General features: G+C 72.2%; 23 protein-coding genes and 1 tRNA gene. 16 read left to right on the plus strand and 8 right to left on the minus strand.

All coding sequences use genetic code 11. The features are described 5' to 3' along the window. Positions 1–39: 39 nt before the first annotated feature. Both ACGFU6_RS02550 and ACGFU6_RS02555 read right to left on the minus strand, forming a co-directional pair. Positions 40–1587, minus strand: a complete 1548-nt coding sequence (locus ACGFU6_RS02550; RefSeq protein WP_393607655.1) for an SDR family oxidoreductase — start codon at positions 1585–1587, stop codon at positions 40–42. Positions 1588–1798: 211 nt separating this feature from the next. After that, on the minus strand, positions 1799–2416 hold the full coding sequence (locus tag ACGFU6_RS02555) for an RNA polymerase sigma factor (protein WP_393607656.1): 618 nt from the start codon (positions 2414–2416) through the stop codon (positions 1799–1801). Positions 2417–2589: 173 nt separating this feature from the next. On the opposite strand from ACGFU6_RS02555, the gene ACGFU6_RS02560 reads away from it, so the two are divergent. From ACGFU6_RS02560 to ACGFU6_RS02605, 10 genes are all read left to right on the plus strand, one after another. After that, positions 2590–3588: a MerR family transcriptional regulator gene (locus ACGFU6_RS02560; protein ID WP_393607657.1), complete on the plus strand. Its 999-nt coding sequence runs from the start codon at positions 2590–2592 to the stop codon at positions 3586–3588. A 242-nt stretch (positions 3589–3830) separates the two neighbouring features. Next, positions 3831–5081 carry an NAD(P)/FAD-dependent oxidoreductase gene (locus ACGFU6_RS02565; protein WP_393607658.1) on the plus strand — a complete coding sequence of 417 codons (1251 nt, stop codon included), beginning with the start codon at positions 3831–3833 and terminating at the stop codon, positions 5079–5081. Positions 5082–5287: 206 nt separating this feature from the next. After that, positions 5288–6106: a VanZ family protein gene (locus ACGFU6_RS02570; RefSeq protein ID WP_393607659.1), complete on the plus strand. Its 819-nt coding sequence runs from the start codon at positions 5288–5290 to the stop codon at positions 6104–6106. Positions 6107–6262: 156 nt separating this feature from the next. Further along, a complete protein-coding gene (locus ACGFU6_RS02575) occupies positions 6263–7090 on the plus strand; it encodes a DUF4389 domain-containing protein (protein WP_393607660.1) in 828 nt (275 codons plus the stop codon). After that, positions 7087–7602 (plus strand): DinB family protein, encoded by a 516-nt coding sequence (locus ACGFU6_RS02580; RefSeq protein ID WP_393607661.1) that lies wholly within the window; start codon positions 7087–7089, stop codon positions 7600–7602. Before ACGFU6_RS02575 ends, ACGFU6_RS02580 begins: the two co-directional genes overlap by 4 nt. 102 nt (positions 7603–7704) lie before the next feature. After that, entirely contained in the window at positions 7705–8427 is a 723-nt protein-coding gene (locus ACGFU6_RS02585; RefSeq protein ID WP_393607662.1) for a DUF4230 domain-containing protein, read from the plus strand. Positions 8428–8763: 336 nt separating this feature from the next. Next, entirely contained in the window at positions 8764–9279 is a 516-nt protein-coding gene (locus ACGFU6_RS02590) for a lytic polysaccharide monooxygenase auxiliary activity family 9 protein (RefSeq protein ID WP_123529140.1), read from the plus strand. Positions 9280–9527: 248 nt separating this feature from the next. Beyond that, positions 9528–9947, plus strand: coding sequence for a hypothetical protein (locus tag ACGFU6_RS02595; RefSeq protein ID WP_393607663.1), 420 nt, complete (start codon positions 9528–9530; stop codon positions 9945–9947). Between the two features lie 124 nt (positions 9948–10071). After that, the gene (locus ACGFU6_RS02600; protein WP_393607804.1) at positions 10072–10518 is read left to right on the plus strand and encodes a nitroreductase family deazaflavin-dependent oxidoreductase; all 447 of its coding nucleotides are present in this window, start codon (positions 10072–10074) and stop codon (positions 10516–10518) included. 277 nt (positions 10519–10795) lie between these two features. Continuing rightward, positions 10796–11194 (plus strand): DUF6221 family protein, encoded by a 399-nt coding sequence (locus ACGFU6_RS02605; RefSeq protein ID WP_123529144.1) that lies wholly within the window; start codon positions 10796–10798, stop codon positions 11192–11194. Between the two features lie 95 nt (positions 11195–11289). On the opposite strand, the gene ACGFU6_RS02610 is transcribed toward ACGFU6_RS02605, so the two are convergent. Further along, positions 11290–11478, minus strand: a complete 189-nt coding sequence (locus ACGFU6_RS02610) for a DUF6381 family protein (RefSeq protein ID WP_393607664.1) — start codon at positions 11476–11478, stop codon at positions 11290–11292. Between the two features lie 178 nt (positions 11479–11656). Between ACGFU6_RS02610 and ACGFU6_RS02615 the strand changes: the two genes are divergently transcribed. Then, positions 11657–11730: transfer RNA gene (locus ACGFU6_RS02615), tRNA-Met, on the plus strand. Positions 11731–11823: 93 nt separating this feature from the next. On the opposite strand, the gene ACGFU6_RS02620 is transcribed toward ACGFU6_RS02615, so the two are convergent. Together ACGFU6_RS02620 and ACGFU6_RS02625 are read right to left on the minus strand one after the other, a co-directional pair. Then, the gene (locus ACGFU6_RS02620) at positions 11824–11997 is read right to left on the minus strand and encodes a hypothetical protein (RefSeq protein WP_393607665.1); all 174 of its coding nucleotides are present in this window, start codon (positions 11995–11997) and stop codon (positions 11824–11826) included. Then, positions 11994–12440 carry a MerR family transcriptional regulator gene (locus ACGFU6_RS02625; protein ID WP_393607666.1) on the minus strand — a complete coding sequence of 149 codons (447 nt, stop codon included), beginning with the start codon at positions 12438–12440 and terminating at the stop codon, positions 11994–11996. Before ACGFU6_RS02625 ends, ACGFU6_RS02620 begins: the two co-directional genes overlap by 4 nt. 53 nt (positions 12441–12493) lie before the next feature. Between ACGFU6_RS02625 and ACGFU6_RS02630 the strand changes: the two genes are divergently transcribed. Beyond that, positions 12494–13606: an alkene reductase gene (locus ACGFU6_RS02630; protein ID WP_393607667.1), complete on the plus strand. Its 1113-nt coding sequence runs from the start codon at positions 12494–12496 to the stop codon at positions 13604–13606. Positions 13607–13664: 58 nt separating this feature from the next. Here ACGFU6_RS02630 and ACGFU6_RS02635 read toward each other — a convergent pair whose 3' ends face one another. Then, positions 13665–14237 carry a GNAT family N-acetyltransferase gene (locus ACGFU6_RS02635; protein ID WP_393607668.1) on the minus strand — a complete coding sequence of 191 codons (573 nt, stop codon included), beginning with the start codon at positions 14235–14237 and terminating at the stop codon, positions 13665–13667. A 91-nt stretch (positions 14238–14328) separates the two neighbouring features. After that, positions 14329–15072, minus strand: coding sequence for an AraC family transcriptional regulator (locus ACGFU6_RS02640; RefSeq protein WP_393607669.1), 744 nt, complete (start codon positions 15070–15072; stop codon positions 14329–14331). A 54-nt stretch (positions 15073–15126) separates the two neighbouring features. On the opposite strand from ACGFU6_RS02640, the gene ACGFU6_RS02645 reads away from it, so the two are divergent. Then, on the plus strand, positions 15127–16353 hold the full coding sequence (locus tag ACGFU6_RS02645; protein WP_393607670.1) for an MFS transporter: 1227 nt from the start codon (positions 15127–15129) through the stop codon (positions 16351–16353). 226 nt (positions 16354–16579) lie between these two features. Here ACGFU6_RS02645 and ACGFU6_RS02650 read toward each other — a convergent pair whose 3' ends face one another. Further along, positions 16580–17371 (minus strand): AraC family transcriptional regulator, encoded by a 792-nt coding sequence (locus ACGFU6_RS02650; RefSeq protein WP_393607671.1) that lies wholly within the window; start codon positions 17369–17371, stop codon positions 16580–16582. Between the two features lie 93 nt (positions 17372–17464). On the opposite strand from ACGFU6_RS02650, the gene ACGFU6_RS02655 reads away from it, so the two are divergent. From ACGFU6_RS02655 to ACGFU6_RS02665, 3 genes are all read left to right on the plus strand, one after another. Further along, a complete protein-coding gene (locus ACGFU6_RS02655) occupies positions 17465–18307 on the plus strand; it encodes a TSUP family transporter (protein ID WP_393607672.1) in 843 nt (280 codons plus the stop codon). 96 nt (positions 18308–18403) lie between these two features. Then, positions 18404–19108: an alpha/beta hydrolase gene (locus ACGFU6_RS02660; RefSeq protein ID WP_393607673.1), complete on the plus strand. Its 705-nt coding sequence runs from the start codon at positions 18404–18406 to the stop codon at positions 19106–19108. 9 nt (positions 19109–19117) lie between these two features. Then, positions 19118–19657 (plus strand): AAA family ATPase, encoded by a 540-nt coding sequence (locus ACGFU6_RS02665; protein WP_393607674.1) that lies wholly within the window; start codon positions 19118–19120, stop codon positions 19655–19657. The last annotated feature ends 16 nt before the right edge of the window (positions 19658–19673 follow it).

Here is a 19673-nt window from a genome sequence, read left to right on the forward strand (position 1 = left end):
GCCCCTGTTCCGTCCGCGGGCCCCCGGCGGATGCGCCGGTCACCGGGACAGTGCGCCGCGTTCCTCCGCGGGCGCGGCGGACACTTGCCCCGTGGCCGCCCGGGCGATGTTGCGGGCCATGCCGCCGAACACGATCGCGTGGAACGGCGACACGCTCCACCAGTACGCGTGACCGAGCAGCCCGCGGGGATGGAACAGCGCCCGCTGCCGGTAGTGCGCCCGGCCCCGGTCGTCCCGTTCCGCGTACATCTCCAGCCAGGCCAGGCCCGGCAGCCGCATCTCCGCGCGAAGCCGCAGCAGGCGACCGGGCTCGATCTCCTCGACCCGCCAGAAGTCCAGGGAGTCGCCCACCCGGAGCCGGTCGGTGTCCCGCCGCCCCCGGCGCAGGCCCACCCCTCCCACCAGCCGGTCGAGCCAGCCGCGTACCGCCCACGCCAGCGGGAACGAGTACCAGCCGTGATCCCCGCCGATGCCCTCGACGACCTTCCAGAGGGCCTCCGGCGACGCCTCGACATCGAGTTCCCGCACATCCGTGTACAGGCTGCCACCGGCCCAGTCGGGGTCCGTGGGCAGCGGGTCGCTCGGCACCCCGGGCACGGAAGCCGAGGACCACCGGGTGGTGACCTTGGCCTCGCGCACCCGCTGGAGAGCGAGGCTCAGGGCCCGCTCGAACGTGAAGGGCTGCCCCGGCCCGTCGGGCACGTGCCGCGCGATGTCGTGCTCCTGGCACACGACCTCGTACCGCAGCGACTCCGCGAGCGGCCGCGCGATCGACCTGGGAACGGGGGTGACGAGCCCGATCCAGTGGCTGGACAGCCGGGGCGTCAGCATCGGGACGGGCACGATCAGCCGGTGCGGGAGGGCCGCGATCTCCGCGTACCGCTGCATCATGTCGCGGTAGGTGATGACGTCCGGGCCCCCGATGTCGAAGGCGCGGTTCACGTCCCGGGACATCCGGGCGCTGCCGACCAGGTAGCGCAGCACGTCCCGGACCGCGATCGGCTGGATCCGGGTGGACACCCAGCTCGGCGTCACCATGACCGGCAGCCGTTCGGTGAGGTAGCGCAGCATCTCGAACGAGGCCGAACCGGATCCGATGATCACGGCGGCCCGCAGGGCGGTGGTCGGGACCCCGGAATCCAGCAGGATCCTGCCGACCTCGGCGCGCGAACGCAGATGCGGCGAGAGTTCCCCCTCGGGTACGCCGGGCGGCGTGAGGCCGCCGAGGTAGACGATCCGGCCGACGCCTCGCGAAACGGCCGACTCCGCGAAGACCGTGGCCGACCTGCGGTCCGTCTCCTCGAAGTCGGCCCCGGTCGTCAGCGCGTGCACCAGGTAGTAGGCCACATCGATATCGGCCATGGCCGATGCGACCGAGTCCGCGTCGGTGACATCGCCCCGGACGATCTCCACGTCCTGGGCCCACGGGTAGTCCCGCAGCTTGTGTGGGCTACGCACCATGCACCGCACCCGGTGCCCGGCCTCCAGGAGCTCGGGCACCAGCCGGCCCCCGATGTATCCGGTGGCCCCCGTCACCAGGCAGTGCAAGGGCTTCTCGGTCTTCTCCGCGCTGTCGCTGCTCGTCATGGGATCTCCGCATCGGCTGGGGTACCCGCTCGGTTCACCGTGCCCCGTCGTCACGCATCACGCGCTTCGAGGCGCCCGGATGCGGTGAACGCACCCCCTCATTTTCCATTCGCGGGGTGTTTGAGCGGCGCGCGTCGATTCTGCGTCGGTACTGAGGCCGGCCCGGCGGCCGGGCAGCGGGCTGCCTGCCGCGAGGGCCGGGCCGTCCCGGCTACCGCTCGGCGTCGCCGCCGGACATCGAGCGCCGGATCCGGTGCAGCGCGCGGCGTACGTGGCTCTTGACCGTGCCGAGCGGAAGTCCGGTCAGTTCCGCGATGCGGGTCTGGGGGAGACCGTCGTAGTAGGCCATGTGCAGGATGCGGCGCTGTACCTGCGGCAGCTTCCCCAGCTCCGTACCGACCAGGACCCGGTCCAGGGCCGACTCCGGGCCCCCGGCCGCGCCGGTCTCCACGAGCCGCAGCCGCGCCGCCGTCGCCGCGGCCAGTTCCGTGCGGCGGGTGCGGGCGGCGAGGGCGTCCGCGATCTTGCGGCGGGTGATGCCGACGAGCCAGCCGGGCAGCGGGCCGCGCTCGGGGCGGTAGCCGAGCCTGCCCCGCCAGGCGGCCATGAAGACCTGCTGCGTGACGTCCTCGGCCTCGCGGCTGTCGCCGAGGGACCGGGCTGCCAGGGAGTGCACGAGCGCGCCCCACCTCCGGTAGGCGGCGGCGAAACAGTCCTCGCTGCCGCGCATCAGACCGGCGGCCAGCTCCTCGTCGGCGAGGTCCTGCGCGGCGCACGGTCGCGGGCCCGGTCCGCCGGGCAGCGTGTCCTGCGGTGCGAGCGCGGTCATGGCTGTCCTTCCTCCGGGCGCCCCGGCCCAGGAGCTGTCTCCCGCCCCCGCCGGCCGGGGTCGTCCGGGATGCTCTGCGGCGCGCCCTCCGACGGGCGCCCGTGACCGGCAGCGTTCCAATAGCCGCCCCGCCCGGACAACCTGCGTCGATTCTGCGTCGTATGATCAAACGCATGCCGTCCTCCACGGAACGGGCCCCGGTGGGAACCACCGGCCACGGCCTGACCACCGGCACAGTGGCACGCCGGCTCGGCGTCGCGCCGACGACACTCCGGACCTGGGACCGCCGCTACGGGATCGGCCCCGCTCGCCGGCAGGGCGGCACGCACCGGCGGTGGACTGCCGAGGACATTGCCGTACTGGAACACATGTGTGAGCTGACCAGTGCCGGGATACCCCCTGCGGAGGCTGCCCGCACGGCACTCGGCACGACTCCCGGCTCCCGGGCCCCGGCCGCCGCACACCCGGTGCGCCCGTCGCTCCCGGCAACTCCGGTGCGCTCCGGCGCGGAGCCGGCCGGGCTCGCCGCTGACGTGGCGCGCCATGAACGCCGGGGGCTGACGAGTGCGGCACTGCGGCTGGACTCCCGGATCATCGACGAGCGGCTGACCGCCGCGATCGGCCGGTACGGGCTGGTGGCCGCCTGGGACCAGGTGATCATGCCGGCACTGCACGCGGTGGGACGCAAGTGGCAGACCTCGGGCGAGCGTTACGTCGAGGTCGAGCACCTGCTGTCCTGGCACGTCTCCAGCGCCCTGCGGCGGGTCGCCGTACCGCCCGCCGAAGGTGACGACGGAGCCGGGCCCGCCCTGCTGGCCTGCACCCCGGGCGAGACGCACACGCTTCCGCTGGAGGCGCTCGCCGCCGGTCTCGCCGAACGCGGCCTGGGCGTACGGATGTTCGGCGCTTCGGTGCCGGGCGAGGCACTGAGCGAGGCCGTGCGCCGGACCGGCCCGTCGGCCGTGGTGCTGTGGTCCCAGTCGCGGAACACGGCCGCACGCCCCCTGGCGCACCACGTGACGTCCGTCGAACGCGGGGTACGGGGGGCCAGAACCCGCCCGGCGGTGCTGATCGCCGGACCGGGCTGGGCGGGCGCCCCGCTGCCCGGCACCCACCGCCCCCGGGACCTGGGCGAGGCGATCAGGATGCTCACCGGACTGTGCGCGCGGTGAATCGTCCGGCGAGGCGCCCGGCGAAGCGTGCGGTGAGGCGTCCGGCGAGCAGTCCGGTGCGGCACGGAGTGAGACACGCTGTGCGGCGCGCGCCCACCGCCTGCCGTGCTTCAGGGGCTTGAGCTGGGAGCATGCGCGGTGAGCCCGGCCCGGACCGGCCAGGACGCACGACCCGGTCGCCCGGCCCGGCTCCCGGCCGGGCCCCGGCCGAGGTCATTCAGCCCGTGCGAAAGGCGTATTCCATGGTGCAACCTGCTGAGCCCCGGCCCGATGTCATCGTGATCGGAGCGGGCGCGGCGGGCCTCGCCTGTGCGGCCGACCTGAGCGCCGCCGGACTCTCGGTCCGCCTCCTGGAGGCGTCGGACGAGGTGGGCGGCCGCATGCGCACCGACCGGCGGGACGGCTTCCTCCTCGACCGGGGCTTCCAGGTGTTCAACACGTCCTACCCGCAGGTCAAGAAGCGTCTGACACTGCGTGAGCTGCGGCTGCACCCCTTCACACCGGGCGTGCTCGTGCAGACGGGGCCCGGGGACACCGGCCGGGTACGGTTCAGCGACCCGACCCGCCGCCCGGCTTCCGCCGGGGACCTGTTGCCCGGACGGCTGGCATCCGGCCGCGATCTGCTGGCGCTCGGGGTGCTCTCGGCCCGGGACATGTTCGGCCCGGTGAGCGCGATCCTGCGGCGCGCCGACCGCACGACCCGCACCGAACTCGCCGATGCGGGCATCTCCGACGAGCTCGTGCGGACCCTGTTCCGGCCGTTCCTGTCGGGCGTCTTCCTGGAGGACGAGCTGGAGACCTCCTCCCGCGTCTTCCACCTCGTCTGGCGCAGCATGCTGCGCGGCAGCCTCTGCCTGCCCGCCGCCGGCATCGGCGCCGTACCGGCGGCGCTCGCCGCGGCCCTGCCGCCGCGCGCCCTGTCCGTCGACACCCCCGTGCACAGCCTGACCGACGACGGTGTGCTCGGCGAGGACGGCACGGAGCGCCCCGCGCCCGTGGTGGTGGTGGCTACGGGCCCCGAACGGGCCGCGCGGCTGCTGCCCGGCCTGACGGTCCCGGAGACCCGCACCGTCACGACGTACTACCACGTTGCCGGTTCGTCCCCGCTGCGGGAACCGACCCTGCTCGTCGACAGCAGGCGCCGCTTCCTGAACACCGTGGTCCTCAGCGAGGCCGTACCGTCCTGTGCGCCCGCCGGGTACGCGCTGGTCTCGACCTCCGTGGCGGGCCCGGACGCCCCGGGCCGGGAGGCGCGGGTCCGGCGGGATCTCGCCGAGGTCCACGCCACCGACACCGCCGGCTGGGACCTGCTCGCCACCTGCTCGGTGCCGGGAGCTCTGCCCGCCATGCCGCCGCCCTGGCCGTTGTCCCGCACCTCGCGCGTCGGGCCCGGCCGGTACGTGTGCGGGGACCACCGGGCGACCGGCTCGTTGCAGGGGGCGCTCGCCTCAGGGGCACGTGCGGCCCGTGAGGTTCTCGCGGACCGGGGCTGACCGCGCGACCACGGCGGCTTCGCCCCGGAGACGGCGGTTCCGCGGCGCCGAAGCGGCGAGGCGATCGCGGGCCGACCCGAGCGGCCAGGTGTGGTCCGGGCGGACGGGGGCACTTGTCGCCCATGAACGCAGAGGCTGAGAGTGGTACGCGGAACGGAACGCGGCGCAGAACGTGGGGAAGCGTTCTCCTGCAGGTGACCTTTCTGGTGTTGGCCTTCCTGGCCATGGTCGGTTTCTCGGTTGTGCTGGCGAAGGTGACGCTCACACCGTCGCCGGCCTCCGAGGAGCTCGTGAAGTCGAATCTGCGTCCCGGCCGTTCGCTGCGGCAGTACGCCGAGGACTACACCTTCCTCGCGGCCTGCAAGCAGGCGGGCGGAAACCTGGTGCTGGGCATGCCGTTCGGCGTGCTCCTGCCCATTCTCGTGCCGCGCCGGCTGCGGATGATCCGGATGGTCCTGCTGACCGTACTGGTCATAGCGATCGTCGAACTCGTCCAGGGAGCGCTCGTAGCCGGGCGTGCCTTCGACGTCGACGACGTCATCCTCAACACCGCAGGCGCGCTCATCGGCTATCTGCTGCTGGGCCGTCGCCTGAGCCACCGCTACCACGTCCTCGCGGCCGGACCGCAGCCGGAGCCGGTGCCTGAACGCACCCGGGCGTCGGAACCGGCCGGACGCGACGAGCGTGGGACCGAGGCGCGCCGCCGGCCCTGGCAGGAGACATGGGCGAAGGTCGGGGCACGGACGAAGCCGGCGACGAAACCCTTGGAGAAGCCGGAGAGCAAATCCGCGAAGAAGCCAGTGCGGAAAACGGAGAAGACGGCGGGGCCGAACACCAGGCCCAAGCCGGCTGCAACGTCCAAGCCCAAGCCGAAGACGGCCACGACGTCCAAGCCCAAGACCGCTGCGACGTCCAAGACCAAGGCCCAGCCGAAGTCCCCGTCTGCGAGCGGCGGAACACCGCGCGCAGACGGGGACCGAACCGGTCCGGGCCGTGCGCTGCTGGACCGGTTCCGCGGCCGCTGACCGTCCGGGCCGGGGTGCGCCCCGGCCCGCACGGTCCCGGGCCGGCGGGCACCCGATCGGCCCGTGGCCGTTTGCGGGCCGCTCTCCCGGGCCCGAGCGTGAGGTGACGCGGAGTGCGCAGAGGGCGTACGCGATCACCTGCCGAAGGGGAGCGCCATGGCCGACGCCCAGTGGAGCCCGGGGCGCAGGGCGGGGGACGCGGGTGAGTTCCTGCCCGTGCTGGACCTCATCGAGCCCACCCGTCAGCGTCGGCTCACCGTCCTGTTCCGGCTGCTCCTGCTGATTCCGCACTTCGTCGTGCTGCTGTTCCTGGAGATCGCGGCCTTCTTCACCGCCGTGTTCGGCTGGTTCGCGGCCCTGGTGCTGGGCCGGCTGCCGGAGCCCGTCTTCCGCTTCCTCGCCGGAGTGCTCGGCTACCGTACCCGGGTCGCAGCGAGCGCCTTGCTGCTCATCGACCGCTACCCGCCGTTCGCGCTGAACCCGCCGTCCGGCTATCCGGTTGAGATCGACGTCCGCCCGACGAGGCTCAACCGGCTGGCTGTCTTCTTCCGGCTCATCCTGGTGATTCCCGCCGCGATCGTGCAGAGCCTGGTCACATCGGGCTGGTACGTCCTGGCGATCGTGTGGTGGCTGATCACGCTGATCCTTGGACGTATGCCCCGCCCGCTCTTCGAGGCCACGGCTGCCACGCTGCGCTACGACATGCGGGTGTCCGCCTATATGTCGTTGCTCAGCCCCGCCTACCCCAAGGGCCTCTTCGGCGAGGACGCGCTCTCCGTGCCGGAGCGGCAGGGGCGCTCCGCCACCCGGCCGCTGGTCATCAGCGGCGCGGGCAAGGCGCTGCTGGTGTTCTTCCTGGTACTCGGACTCGTCAGCGCCATCACGACCTCCGTCACCAGCTCGTCGTCCGACGACAGCGACATGTGGATGCATCGACAAAGCACTCGCGTCGTGTACCCGCCAACAGGCATGATCGGGCGATGACATGGACAGCCCCAGAGGCAGAACGCACCGGCGGATCGCTCGTCGCCGGTGAGCGCGAGATGCTCATCGGCTATCTCGGATGGTTCCGCGGCACTCTCCTGATGAAGTGCGCCGGCCTGACCGGTGAGCAGCTCGCCGAGCGGACCGTGGAGCCGTCGAACCTCTCGCTCCTCGGGCTCGTACGCCATATGGCCAAGGTCGAACGCACCTGGTTCAGGCAGCGCTTCGCCGGCCAGGCGATCGAGCCGATGTACGACCCTGGCGACGGCAAGGACGCCGACTTCGAGCAGCTCGATCCGGCCACAGCCGCCGAGGACTACGCCCGGCTGGTGGAGGAGTCCCGGCTGGCGGACGAGGTCGTCGCCGGTGCCTCGTTCGACGACACCTTCACCCATGACGGTGAGGTCTACAACCTGCGGTTGGTGCACATCCACCTGATCAGCGAGTACGCGCGCCACATCGGCCACGCCGACCTGGTGCGCGAGCGGCTGGACGGCGTCACAGGGGCGTGAGTGCCGGTCCGGCGCGGCCGGCCGTCTGTATCAACGTACGGAATCGGCCGGATCCGGGGCGGACGGCGGAGTGAATCCGGACAGCCGGGTCACACGGGGAGTATGACTTCCACCGACTTACCTACAGACGCACCGGGCAAGTCCGACGGACAAGCGGGCGGCGGCCGCGACAACGGCCCCCGCCGCAGCCGGCGATGGGGGAGGGCGGCCGCGATCGGTGCGGTCGCCGTCGTGCTGCTCCTCCTGGGCACGCGACTCAGCCTGCTGCCGGGGCTGGGTGACATCTTCGGCGAGAAGACCCATGACCGCTCCGGTCCCGCCGTGCTCAAGTCGATCCGTGACATGAGCAGGTACGAGGCGGCGGCGGGCAACTTCCAGGTCGTCGTCGATCTGGAGAAGGACACGAAGTTCGTCCCGGACGCGATCCGGGGCTCCCGAACGCTGTACGTCGGCGCGGGCACGGTAGGTGCCTCCGTCGACCTGGGCGATGTCGCGGACAACGGAGTCGTCGTCAACGAGGACCGGACCAAGGCCGAGCTCCGGCTGCCGCACGCCGTCCTCGGGAAACCGGCGCTCGACCCCGACCGCTCGTACGCGGTGTCCAAGCAACGCGGGCTCTTCGACCGGATCGGGGACTTCTTCTCCGACAATCCCGGCAGCGAGCAGGCGGTGAACCAGCTGGCGGCCCAGCACATCGGTGAGGCGGCGAAGGAGAGCGGGCTCACCCAGCGCGCCGAGAAGAACACCACCGCCATGCTGCAGGGGCTGCTCGGCTCGCTCGGCTTCACGGAGGTCACGGTCAGTTACGGCGACGCCCGGAAGTAGGTGCGGTCATCGAGCGGACCCGGCCCGGCTCCCGGGTCCGCTCCCCGGCCTTCCCGCTCGGCTGTTCTCCCATGCGGTCCGGATCGGCGGACGTCTTCATCCTTGCCCTCCTCAACTTCCTTGAGGCTGCGCACCCTTGACGGCTACGCCTCGATAGGTATGGTCTAGTCCAAGTGCAGGGACGGCGCCGGACACCGCGTTCGCGGGGTGTTTCCGGTCATGGATCCTGCCGTTCCCTTCGCGCCTCTTGGCCCCACACTCGAGAGGCTGGACTGCCGCTGTCGGGCTCCCCACGGTCCGCCCGCGTCGCAGCGATGCCTCATGTGAAGGAGAAGCATGCACGCGAAAAGGAAGACCGCCGTAGCCGTCGGTGCCGTACTCGCACCGGTACTCGCCCTGACCCTTCCGGCAGGCTCGGCCAGCGCCCACGGCTACATCTCGTCACCCCCGAGCAGGCAGGCGCAGTGTGCCGCCGGAACGGTCAGCTGCGGCTCCATCACCTACGAGCCCCAGAGCGTGGAAGGCCCCAAGGGGCTGACCAGTTGCAGCGGCGGCAACAGCGCGTTCGCCGAGCTCGACGACGACGCCAAGGGCTGGAAGGTCACTCCGGTGAGTTCCAGCACCTCGTTCCAGTGGAAGCTGACGGCGCGTCACTCCACCAGTACGTGGCAGTACTTCGCGAGCGGCCAGAAGATCGCGGAGTTCAACGACAACGGTGCCCAGCCCGGCGCCACCGTCACCCACCAGGTGAACTTCGGCAGCCTCAAGGGCCAGCAGAAGGTCCTCGCGGTCTGGAACATCGCCGACACGGCCAACGCCTTCTACGCGTGCATCGACGTCAACGTCAGCTGATCCCCGCACGCACCGCCCCGCCGCCGCGGCCACCGGCGGGGCGGCAGACGAGGAGAGGGACCCCTGCCCTGCACCGGGCGGGGGTCCCTCTCGTGGCACCGTGAACCGGCCGGTACCGCTCCTGGGGGTACCGGGCCCCGGACACCCGGTTGGTCCGCTCCGTCACCCGCATGCTGCCGGGGCCGCGCAGAATCGGCCGGGCGCGGCAACGCTGATTCCGTCACCGCGTCTGCAGAATCGGGATCAGCATGCTCATATCGAACATCCTCGGCCTCGGCCCCGGAGTGTCGGGCCGTTCGCGTCGCGGGTACGCCTTCGCGGCCGCTCTCACCGCGGCGGTGTACGCGGGAGCGGTGCCGGCCGCCGCTGAGGGGGCGCCCCACACCGCCGCGGGCGGGAGCGGCGTCGCCGAGCGGCCCGCGCATCCCGTCGTCGCCCCGGCCTCACCGTCCGGACCGCCGGTCGACACCACTGCGGTCGGCCCGGACCGGGGCGAGGTCATCGGCTCCCGTCTTCCGGGCGCGCCCGAGCCGCTCGCGCCCGGGGGAGCCAGGACGCTGGTGCCCGCCGTGATTGGGGGCGCCGTCGGGCTGGCCCTGTTCGCGGCCGGCGGTGTGCTGGCCGCCGCCCGCGGGCGCGGTGGCCGCGGAGGCCGGCAGCACGGCTGACACCGCCCGGCGCGACACGTCGGACGTCCCCGGGATTCGGGGCGGCCGATGGTGTTGAAGCCATGATGAGGAAGCGCGGCCGATGAAGTGTCACGGCCGGATCGTCGACGACGGGACAGACGTCATGCCTCTCCAGGGTGAGTACGAACCGAGCCCCTCCCAGTGGGTTCGGGACCAGGTCGAGAAGTACGAGGGCTCGGGCGGTACGGAAGGGACGACGATGCGGGACCTGCCCGTCATCATCCTGACCACCCGTGGAGCCAGGAGCGGGAAGATCCGCAAGACGCCGCTCATGCGCGTCGAGCACAACGGTGTGTACGCGGTGGTCGCCTCGCAGGGCGGAGCCCCCAAGCACCCGGTGTGGTACCACAACCTCGCCGCCGACCCGCGTGCCGAACTGCAGGACGGCCCGGTGCGCCAGGACATGAACGTCCGGGAGGTGACCGGGGACGAGAAGGCGCTCTGGTGGGAGCGCGCCGTCGAGGCGTTCCCCGACTACGCCGACTACCAGAAGAAGACCGACCGGCAGATCCCGGTGTTCGTCCTGGAACCGGCGGAGACCAGCCACTGACCAGCCGGACACGGCACGAGGACGGGCGCGGCAGTACCCCTGAGCGCGCTCGGAGGCCCCACCGGTTTCCCTTCCCGGAACCGTGGGCCTCCGGCCGTCTCTCCGGCTGTCCTGCGGGCCGCCTCCGCGGCCGCCCCGGGCCCCTGCCCGGCGGCTCCACGCGCGGCGGCGGACACACGGGCCCGCGACGAGCTGCTACGGGGCACAGGGCCCGGCGGGATACCCTCCAGCACGGCCCCTTGAGGTGCGGGGCCGAGTCGGAAGGATTCAGAACCAGATGACAGACAATTCCTACCTGGTCGCGTTCGTCCGGGCGCGTCTCGACGAGGAAGAAGAGGTCGCACGTGCGGCAGGCGGTCAGGGGTGGCGATGTCCGGCCGAGGTGCCGGGCGAGATCCACGACCGCACCGGCGCCATCGCGTTCAGTCTGAGGACGCACGGCTACAACCACCACATCGCCCGGCAGGACCCCGCCCGCACCCTCCAGCGCATCGAGACGAGCCGCGTACTCCTGGACGAGTACGCGGAGGTCGCCGGGCTGGACACCGACCGCCCCGAGCGGGACTTCGCATCGGGGCGCGCCTTCGGGCTGGGGTTCGTGGTCAGGCAGATGGCCGCGGAGCACGCGGGACACCCCGACTACCAGGTGAAGTGGCTTCCCCGGTTCACGCAGTAGCGCCGCGGCCGGGCCTGCGCACCGCTCGCGCCCGGCCGCCCCCCTGTGGCCACCGCACCCGCGTACGGCGGCCGACCGGATCCCGACGGCGGTGCTCAGAGGGGATTCATGTCCCCGTCGCCCTTCGTGCTCACCTGATCGCTCCGCTCCTGGAGCCGGCGCGCCTTGTCCATGAGGCGCGCCCGCTCCTGTGGGTCGGAGGCCCGCTCGGCGGCCTCCTGCATTTCCTGCGCCTTGGCGCGAATACGCTCGGCGCGGCCTCCGGATTCATCCGCAACGCTCATGATCACTCCTGGAACTCGGGGAGCCGACGCCACCAGCGAATCAGCGCTCCCGCGCACCTGCATCTCGAACGGTGACCGACTGCGACGAATACGCGCGGTGCGGGGTGCGGGCGTACGGCGCCGGGCCGGAGGTGGTCGGAGCGGCCGCCGACGTGGCGTAGAGTGGTGATCACAACGACGCGGGGTGGAGCAGCTCGGTAGCTCGCTGGGCTCATAACCCAGAGGTCGCAGGTTCAAATCCTGTCCCCGCTACTTTTGAGGCAGGGCCCGGAACCAGACGGTTCCGGGCCCTGCTGGTTTCTCCGGGCGTCCGGGTCCGGCCCTGCGCCGCGGCCCGTGAGCGGGTCAGCCGAAGGGGCTGTTGCCCGGTGAGCCGTCCTCGGTGCGGTCCCCGAAGATCGTGGAGTAAGCGATGAGGGCGATGAACGGGTAGACGATGACATCGACCCACATCCACGTGTTCGCACCCACCACCAGTGGCCAGATGACGGATGCCGCGTAGATCACGAGCACGGTCACGAGGAAGACGGCGAGCGCGGGCCGTACGTGGTGCTGTCTGACCGGCTTCGCCGGATATCCGCGCGGGCCGCCGGTCCGGCAGGTACCCCGTCCGCCGCTGTGGTGATGACCTGCTCCAGGACGTCGCGTGAGCGGAGCAGGTCGCCCACGGCCCGGTCGATCCGGTCCCGCTCGATGGTGAGTTCGGCGACCAGTGCCGGGGAGGCGTTCATGGACGGGCCGCCGTCGTTGTCCCGCATGCAGGGCAGGACCCGTGCGATCCTCGAGCTGTGGAGCCCTGCCGCGTAGAGCTCCTGGATACGGATGACACGATCGACGGCGCCGTCCGCGAAGTCCCGGTGGCCGCCGGGTGTCCGGCCGGATGCCAGCAGGCCCTGTTCCTCGTAATAACGCAGTGACCGCTGGCTGACACCTGTGCGTGACGCCAGTTCCCCGATGCGCATGTCCCACCCCACGACTTGAACTTGACACCAATGTCAGGTTCTACGTTACCGGCATGACGAACACACAGCAGGCTCCCGCCGTCTCCCGGCTGTTCGGGCCGGCCCGCCTCGGCACCCTGGAACTGTCCAGCCGACTGGTGATGGCGCCGCTCTCCCGCAACCGGGCCGGGGCCGACGGGGTCCCGGGCGAGCTGATGGCGACCCACTACGCGCAACGCGCTTCGGCCGGTCTGATCATCGCCGAGGGCACGACGCCGAACCCCGTCGGCCAGACGTATCCTCACATCCCCGGCATCCACAACTCCGCGCAGATCGCCGGCTGGCGACGCGTCACCGATGCGGTGCGCGAGGCCTCCGGCACCCGGATGTTTCTCCAGTTGCAGCACGGCGGCCGGGTCGGCCACCCCGACACCAGTGGCCACATCCCGCTCGCCCCGTCCGCCGTACGGTTCCCGGAGGAGCTGCACACCCCCGGCGGAGCGCGGAGTACCGTCGTGCCCCGTGCGATGAGCGCCGGGGACATCAGGTCCACCATCGCCGACTTCGCCACCGCCGCACGCAACGCCGTCGAGGCCGGCTTCGCCGGTGTGGAGGTGCATTCTGCCAACGGCCATCTGCTCCACCAGTTCCTGGCGAAGAACACCAACCGCCGCACCGACGGCTGGGGCGGACCGGTTCAGGGGCGGATCCGGTTCACCACCGAGGTGGTCCGGGCCGTCACCGAAGCCATCGGACCGGACCGGGTCGGCGTACGGATATCGCCCGGACTGGGCGTCAACAGCATCGAGGAGGGTGACACGGAGGACATCTACCAGGCGCTTCTTCCCGCGCTCGCGCGCATCGGCCCGGCCTATCTGCACCTGATCTACGCCGACCCCGACAGCGCCCTCTTCGCCGGCATCCGCAAGGCCTGGCCCGGCACGCTGATGGCGAACCCGGTGCTCTCCCGTGCGGAGGGCGCGGCCGACGGCGGCAAGCGGCGGGGGGAGCGGCTGATGGCCGAGGGCGCCGACCTCGTCGCGCTGGGCCGCGGCTTCCTCGCCAACCCCGACTTCGTCGAGAGGCTGCGAACCGGCGCGCCGCTCAACGAGATCCGCCCGGAGCTGCTGATGCACGTGCACGGGTCGGAGGGCTACAACGACTACCCCGCGCTGGTCCGCCAGTGAACCGCGCGGACCCGGTCAGCGCTGCTCCCGGCGGCGGGCACGCCGGCAGCACGGCCCGTCAGCGCAGGTCGAGCCGCATCAGGACGCGGGGATGACCGGCGAGCACCGAGGTGGTGTCGGCGGCGTGGGCGAACCCAGCGCGCTCGAAGTTCTTCCGGATTCCGGCGTACGCCATCGTCAGGTCGACCTTCGCGTCACCGTTGTCGAGGGGATAGGCCTCGATCACCGGTGCGCCCTGAGCGCGGGCGAAGTCCACCGCACCGGCGATGAGGGCGTGCGAGATCCCCTTCCTGCGATGGCCGGGGCGCACGCGGATGCACCAGAGGGACCAGACGGGCAGGTCGTCGAGGTGCGGAACCTTGCGGCTGCGCGCGAAGACGGTATCCGAGCGCGGGCCCACGGCGGCCCAGCCGACCGGCTCCTCGCCGTCGTAGGCCAGGACCCCCGGAGGGGGCTGCTCGCGGCACAGCCCGGCCACGTAGTCACCCCGGGCCTGACCCCGGAGCTCGTTGTTCAGCTTCGAGGGGATGCGGTGGCTCAGGCACCAGCAGACGTTGGAATCAGGCGACTTCGGCCCGATCAGGGTGCGGGTGTCCCCGAAGACCGTAGCCGGACGAACCTCGATGGTCATGCCACCACAGTGCCACGGCCCGGACGGCGGGGCAGGCGGACGGCGAGCCCGCCGTGCGACGGGGGAGCCGGTACGAGGCGGTGCGAGGCGGTCAGCGGGGACGGTGCGTTCCCGGCGTGTGCCCGAAGGCGCGGCGGAAGACATCGATGAACGCGCTGGCGGAAGACCAGCCGCACCGGTGGGCCACGGTGGTCACCGGGACGTTCTCGGCGAGCAGGACCAGCGCCTGGTACAGGCGCAGTTGGGTGCGCCACTGCGGGAACGTCATACCGAGATCGGCTCTGAAGCGACGGGAGAGAGTGCGGTCGCTGGCGCCGACCTCCCTGCCCAGGGCGGCCAGAGTACGGTCGTCCGCCGGATCGGCGCGCAGGATCTCGCACACCGCCCTCAGCTGAGGGGCCGTCGGGGTGGGCAGGTGCAGGGGCTCCTGGGGCGAGACCCGCAGCTGGTCGAGCAACACGGCCCGCAGCCTGCCGCGTTCGGGGCCGTCCTCGTACGGGGTGCGCGTGTGGGCGAGGATCAGTTCACGAAGGAGAGGGCCGACCGCCAGCACGGCCGGCTCGTCCAGGCCGAGCGGGTTGTCACCGGCGTCCAGGCCGACCAGGTGCAGTTCGAGTTCGCCGTGGGCCTGGTGGGCGTGCACGGTGCCGGCGGGCACCCAGATCGCGCGGGTGCCCGGTGCGATCCAGGTGCCCGTCCTCGTCGTCACGGCCAGCACGCCCCGGCCCGCGTAGACGATCTGGTGGCCGTCGTGGCGGTGGGCGTCGATGGCGGCTCCGGACGCCAGCCACTGGGTGCGGGTCGGCGCCACGGGCTCGTGGCGGATTTCCGTCATTGATTGGCAGCATATCGGAAGCGCGTCACACCGCTCCACGATGAACATGGCGATGTGCCAAGGAACCGGACCATCCTCATGCTGTCGGTCGGCCACGCCTGCGTGGACATCTACCAGGGCGCCGTGGCGTCGCTCGTCCCGTTCTTCGTCGCCGAGCGCGCCTACAGCTACGCCGCGGTCTCGGGCGTCGTGCTCGCCGCGTCCCTGCTGTCCTCGGTCGCCCAGCCGGTTTTCGGCATCCTCACCGACCGGTGGGCGATGCCCTGGCTGCTGCCCGTGAGCACGGTCCTCGCAGGGCTGGGCATCGCCCTGAGCTGCGTGAGCGGTTCCTACCCCCTGACCCTGATGTTCGTTGCCGTGTCCGGTGTCGGCGTCGCCGCCTATCACCCCGAGTCCGCCCGCGTCGCACGGCTCGTCAGCCGGGGCAGCCACACCGCGATGGGCTGGTTCTCGCTCGGCGGCAACCTCGGCTTCGCCGCCGCACCCCTCATGGTCACCGCGGTCGTCGCGTCCGGCGGACTGCGTCTGGCGCCCCTGTTCGTGGTGCCCGCCCTGGTCGGCAGCGTGCTGTGCCTGCCCGTGCTGCGCGCGCTGGAGAAGACGGCACACGGCGGCCCCGGCAGCGCGATTGGCACCGGCACCGACGACAGGGCCTCGTTCGTGAAGCTGTCGCTGGCCGTCGTCTGCCGGTCCATCGCCTTCATCGGCCTGAGCACGTTCATCTCGCTCTACGTCAAACAGCGTCTCGGCGGCAGCACGGCGGCCGGCACCGCCGCGCTGTTCGTCCTCTACCTCGGTGGCGCGGTGGGTTCCGTACTGGGCGGCGCCCTGGCCAACCGCTGGGACCGGGTCGCCGTCGCCCGCTGGTCCTACCTCGTCTCGGCCGCCGCCGTCGCGGGGGTCGTGTACGTACCCGGCCCGGTGGTCTACGTATGCGTGGTGCTGACCTCCGCCGGCCTGTACGTCCCCTTCTCGCTGCAGGTCACGCTCGGCCAGGACTACCTGCCCACCCGCGTCGGCACGGCGAGCGGGATCACCCTGGGGCTGACGGTCAGCATCGGCGGACTGGCCAGCCCCCTCATCGGCAGCATCGCCGACGCGACCTCGCTGCGCACCGCCCTGACCCCACTGATCCTGATGCCCGCCCTGAGCTGGCTGCTGCTGCGCACACTGCCCGAGCCCGCAGCGCCGAAGCCCGCCGCTGCCGAGCCCGTCGCGGCGGCACGGCAGACCGGAGACGACACGGATGCCGAACTCTCACCCTCCCGCGACCACCGCTGACCCGGACCTTTCGACGGGCACGCGGTCGCAGGACGCGTGCCCCCTTCAGGACTGGGGCTGTACGGCCGCTCGTCGCCAGCCTTCGTGGCAGCTGCTGTCGAGCCACCGGACGTCGGCCGGAGAGGTCGAGTACTGCCGGTGCACCTGTGACGCGGTGGTGGTCCTCCACCGGGGCGAACTCGCGGCGTACATCGGGCCCCGGCCCGACCGGAGTGCCTCCCCCTGATCAGGAGCCTCGGCTGTGTCCGGCGCCCTGGCGGCTCGCGGCGAAGCGGGACGGCGGCAGGCCGAAGGTACGAGTGAAGGCCGCGGTGAACGCCGCGGGGGAGGCGTAGCCCAGCCGCCCGCCGACCTCGCTCACCGACGCGGTCCGCAGCAGCGGAACGGCGGCGAGCAGCCGGGCGCGGCCCCGCCAGACCGCGGGGCTGTCGCCCGTCTCGGCGCGGAAGCGCCGGGTGAAGGCCCGCTCGCTCATGGCCGTCCGCGCGGCCCACGCCGCGTTGCTGACACCCGCGTCCGGAGCGGCCAGATACTCGCGGCAGAGCCTCGCGAGGTCGGCGGAGGCGGGGATCCCCACATGGAACGGCAGCGGGGCGCGCTCGGCGATCTCGTGGAGGAGGAGCGCCGCGACAGCTCCCTCCCGCCCGGACAGGCCGTAGTCGCTCCCGAACTCCACCGCGGCCAGGAGCAGTTCACGCAGCAGCGCCGACACATCCACCACCGTGCAGTTCACGGGCCACCAGGGGACCGCGTCCGGCTCGATGTACAGACTCCTGGTGCTCACCCCCAGCATGTGGACCCGATGCCGGGTCGCGGCCGGAATCAGAACCGCCCGCTCCGGCGGAACCGTCCAGGTGCCGTCCGCGGTGTCGACGACCATGACCCCGGTGGCGCCGTAGAGGAACTGCGCGCGCCGGTGTTCGTGCCAGTCCAGCACGTGGCCGGGCGGATAGTCGGTGCCGATCGGCAGAACGGCCCGGTCGACGTGGTCGACGTCCGCGAGAGGAACGTTCTTCACCCCTTCACCCTTCCACGCCCGTGGCCGAAACGCGAAGGAATGCTGCCGGTCATCGAATGCGGGCAGCCCGTCCGCGCTGGTGGAGTGGTGCCCATGGACGTTGTGGCATTGGCGGGGATCGGACTCCTCACAGGGATGACGACGGTGTTGTTCGGGTTCGGCGGCGGATTCGTCGCGGTGCCCGTCGTGGTGTGGGCCGACGCCGCACTCGGCGCGGACGCGATGCGGGTGGCGACGGCCACCTCGGCCCTGGTGATGGTGGTGAACGCGGGCTTCGCGACGGCCGTCACACCGTGGCGGGTGCTCCGCGCGCTGCGCGGCAGCGGCCGGCTGCTCCTCCTCCTGGCGGCGGGCGCATCGGCCGGAGCCGCCGCCGCGGGGTTCGCCCCGGCCGGCCCGGCCCGCTGGGCCTTCGTCGCGTACGTCGCTCTCACCATCGTCGATCTGCTGCTGCGTCCCGGATTCCTGCGCCCCCGCGCCCGCGAGGCGGTTCCCGGCACTCCGCGTCCGCCTGCCCGCACTCCGCGTCCGCCTGCCCGCACTCCGCGTCCGCTGCCCGCGCTCCTCGGCGCGCCGGTCGGGGCGGTCGCGGCCTTCCTGGGCGTCGGGGGAAGCGTGCTGACCGTCCCCGCGATGCGGCGCGCCGGGCACACGATGCGGGTGGCGACCGCCCTGGCCAACCCGCTCACCCTCGCCATCGCACTGCCGGCCACCGCGGTAGCCCTCTGCGGCGCCGCGCTCCCCGCCGCAGCGGACGCACACGCGCACCTGGTCGGTCTCGTCGACCTCCGCGCCGCCTCGGCGCTGCTCCTCGGAGCGCTGCCGGTGATCGCGGTGCTGCGCCGGCGCCCGCCGAGGATCTCCGACCGCACCCACGCCTGGGCGTACATCGGGCTGCTGGCCATGGTGACGGTGGCGATGCCGCTGGCGGGCTGAGCCCGACAGCCGGCAGGGGCCGGGAGCTCGTCCGCCCGTGTTCGCCGTGAGCCGAGCCGGTCCCGAACGGCGGGGAGCGGCGGCAGGGTTGGCCGCATGCAGCCGATCCTCGTACTCGTGCACAGCCCGTCCGTGGGTCCTGCCACCTGGGGTCCGGTGGCGGACCGGTTGACCGCCGAGGGGCATCAGGTACGCGTCCCGTCCCTGCTGCGGGTGGGCGCCGGTGAACCGCCGTTCTGGCCCAGGGCCGCCGAAGCCGTCCGGGCGGACCTCCGCGACATTCCCACGGATCACCCGCTCGTTCTGGTGGCGCACAGCAACGCGGGCCTGTTCCTCCCGGCCGTCCGCTCGGTGCTCGACCACCCGGTGGCCGCATCGGTCTTCGTCGACGCCGCGCTGCCCGCCCGTACCGGACCGACTCCCGTCGCCCCGCCCGAACTGCTCGAATTCCTGCGCCCGATGGCGGTGAACGGAATCCTGCCGCGCTGGACCGACTGGTGGGACGAGGCGGACGTCGCGCCCATGTTCTGCGATCCGGCGATGCGCCGGAGGGTCGTCGCCGAACAGCCCAGGCTTCCGCTCGCCTACTACGAGCAGCACATCCCGGTTCCCGCCGGCTGGGACGACCACCCCTGTTCGTACCTGTTGTTCGGCCCTCCGTACGAGGAGACGGCCGCCGAAGCCCGCGCCCGCGGCTGGCGGACCGCGCACCTGCCCGGGGAACATCTGCACCAGACCGTCGACCCGGCCGGCACCGCGCGGCAGCTCATCGAACTCACCGCCGGAGAAGGCCGCCAGTAGGATGCCGGAATGCGTGTACAGGGCAACGGGGCTGCGTCCGCCCTTCTGATCAACGGCACCGTCGGTGTGGGCAAGACGACCGCCGCCGAGGCGGTGGGCGAGCTCCTCGCCGACGCCGGGGTCCCCCATGCGGTCCTCGACCTCGACAGCCTCAGGCAGTCGTGGCCCGCGCCGCCCGGTGACCGCTTCAACTTCGGCATGCTGCTGCGCAACGTCCGGAGCATCGCCGCCAACTACCTCGACGCGGGAGCGGCGCGTCTCGTGCTCGCGGGCGTGATCGAGCAGCCGGACGAGCGGCGGCGACTGGCCGACGCGGTGGGTGTCGAACTCACGGTGTGCCGCCTGAGGGCCGGGCCCGGTGTCCTGCGCGAGCGCCTGACCCGCCGCCATGAAGGCGAAACCGAAGCCCTGCGATGGCATCTGGACCGGTCCGGTGAACTGGACGCAATCCTCGACCGTTCGACGGTCGACGACTTCGTCGTCGACACGACCACGGGACCGGTCACCGGCATCGCCGCGTCCGTCGTCGAGCGGGCCGGCTGGCTGTGACCGGGCTGACCGGGGG

Source organism: Streptomyces sp. NPDC048462, assembly GCF_043200175.1.
Classification (GTDB): Bacteria; Actinomycetota; Actinomycetes; order Streptomycetales; family Streptomycetaceae; genus Streptomyces.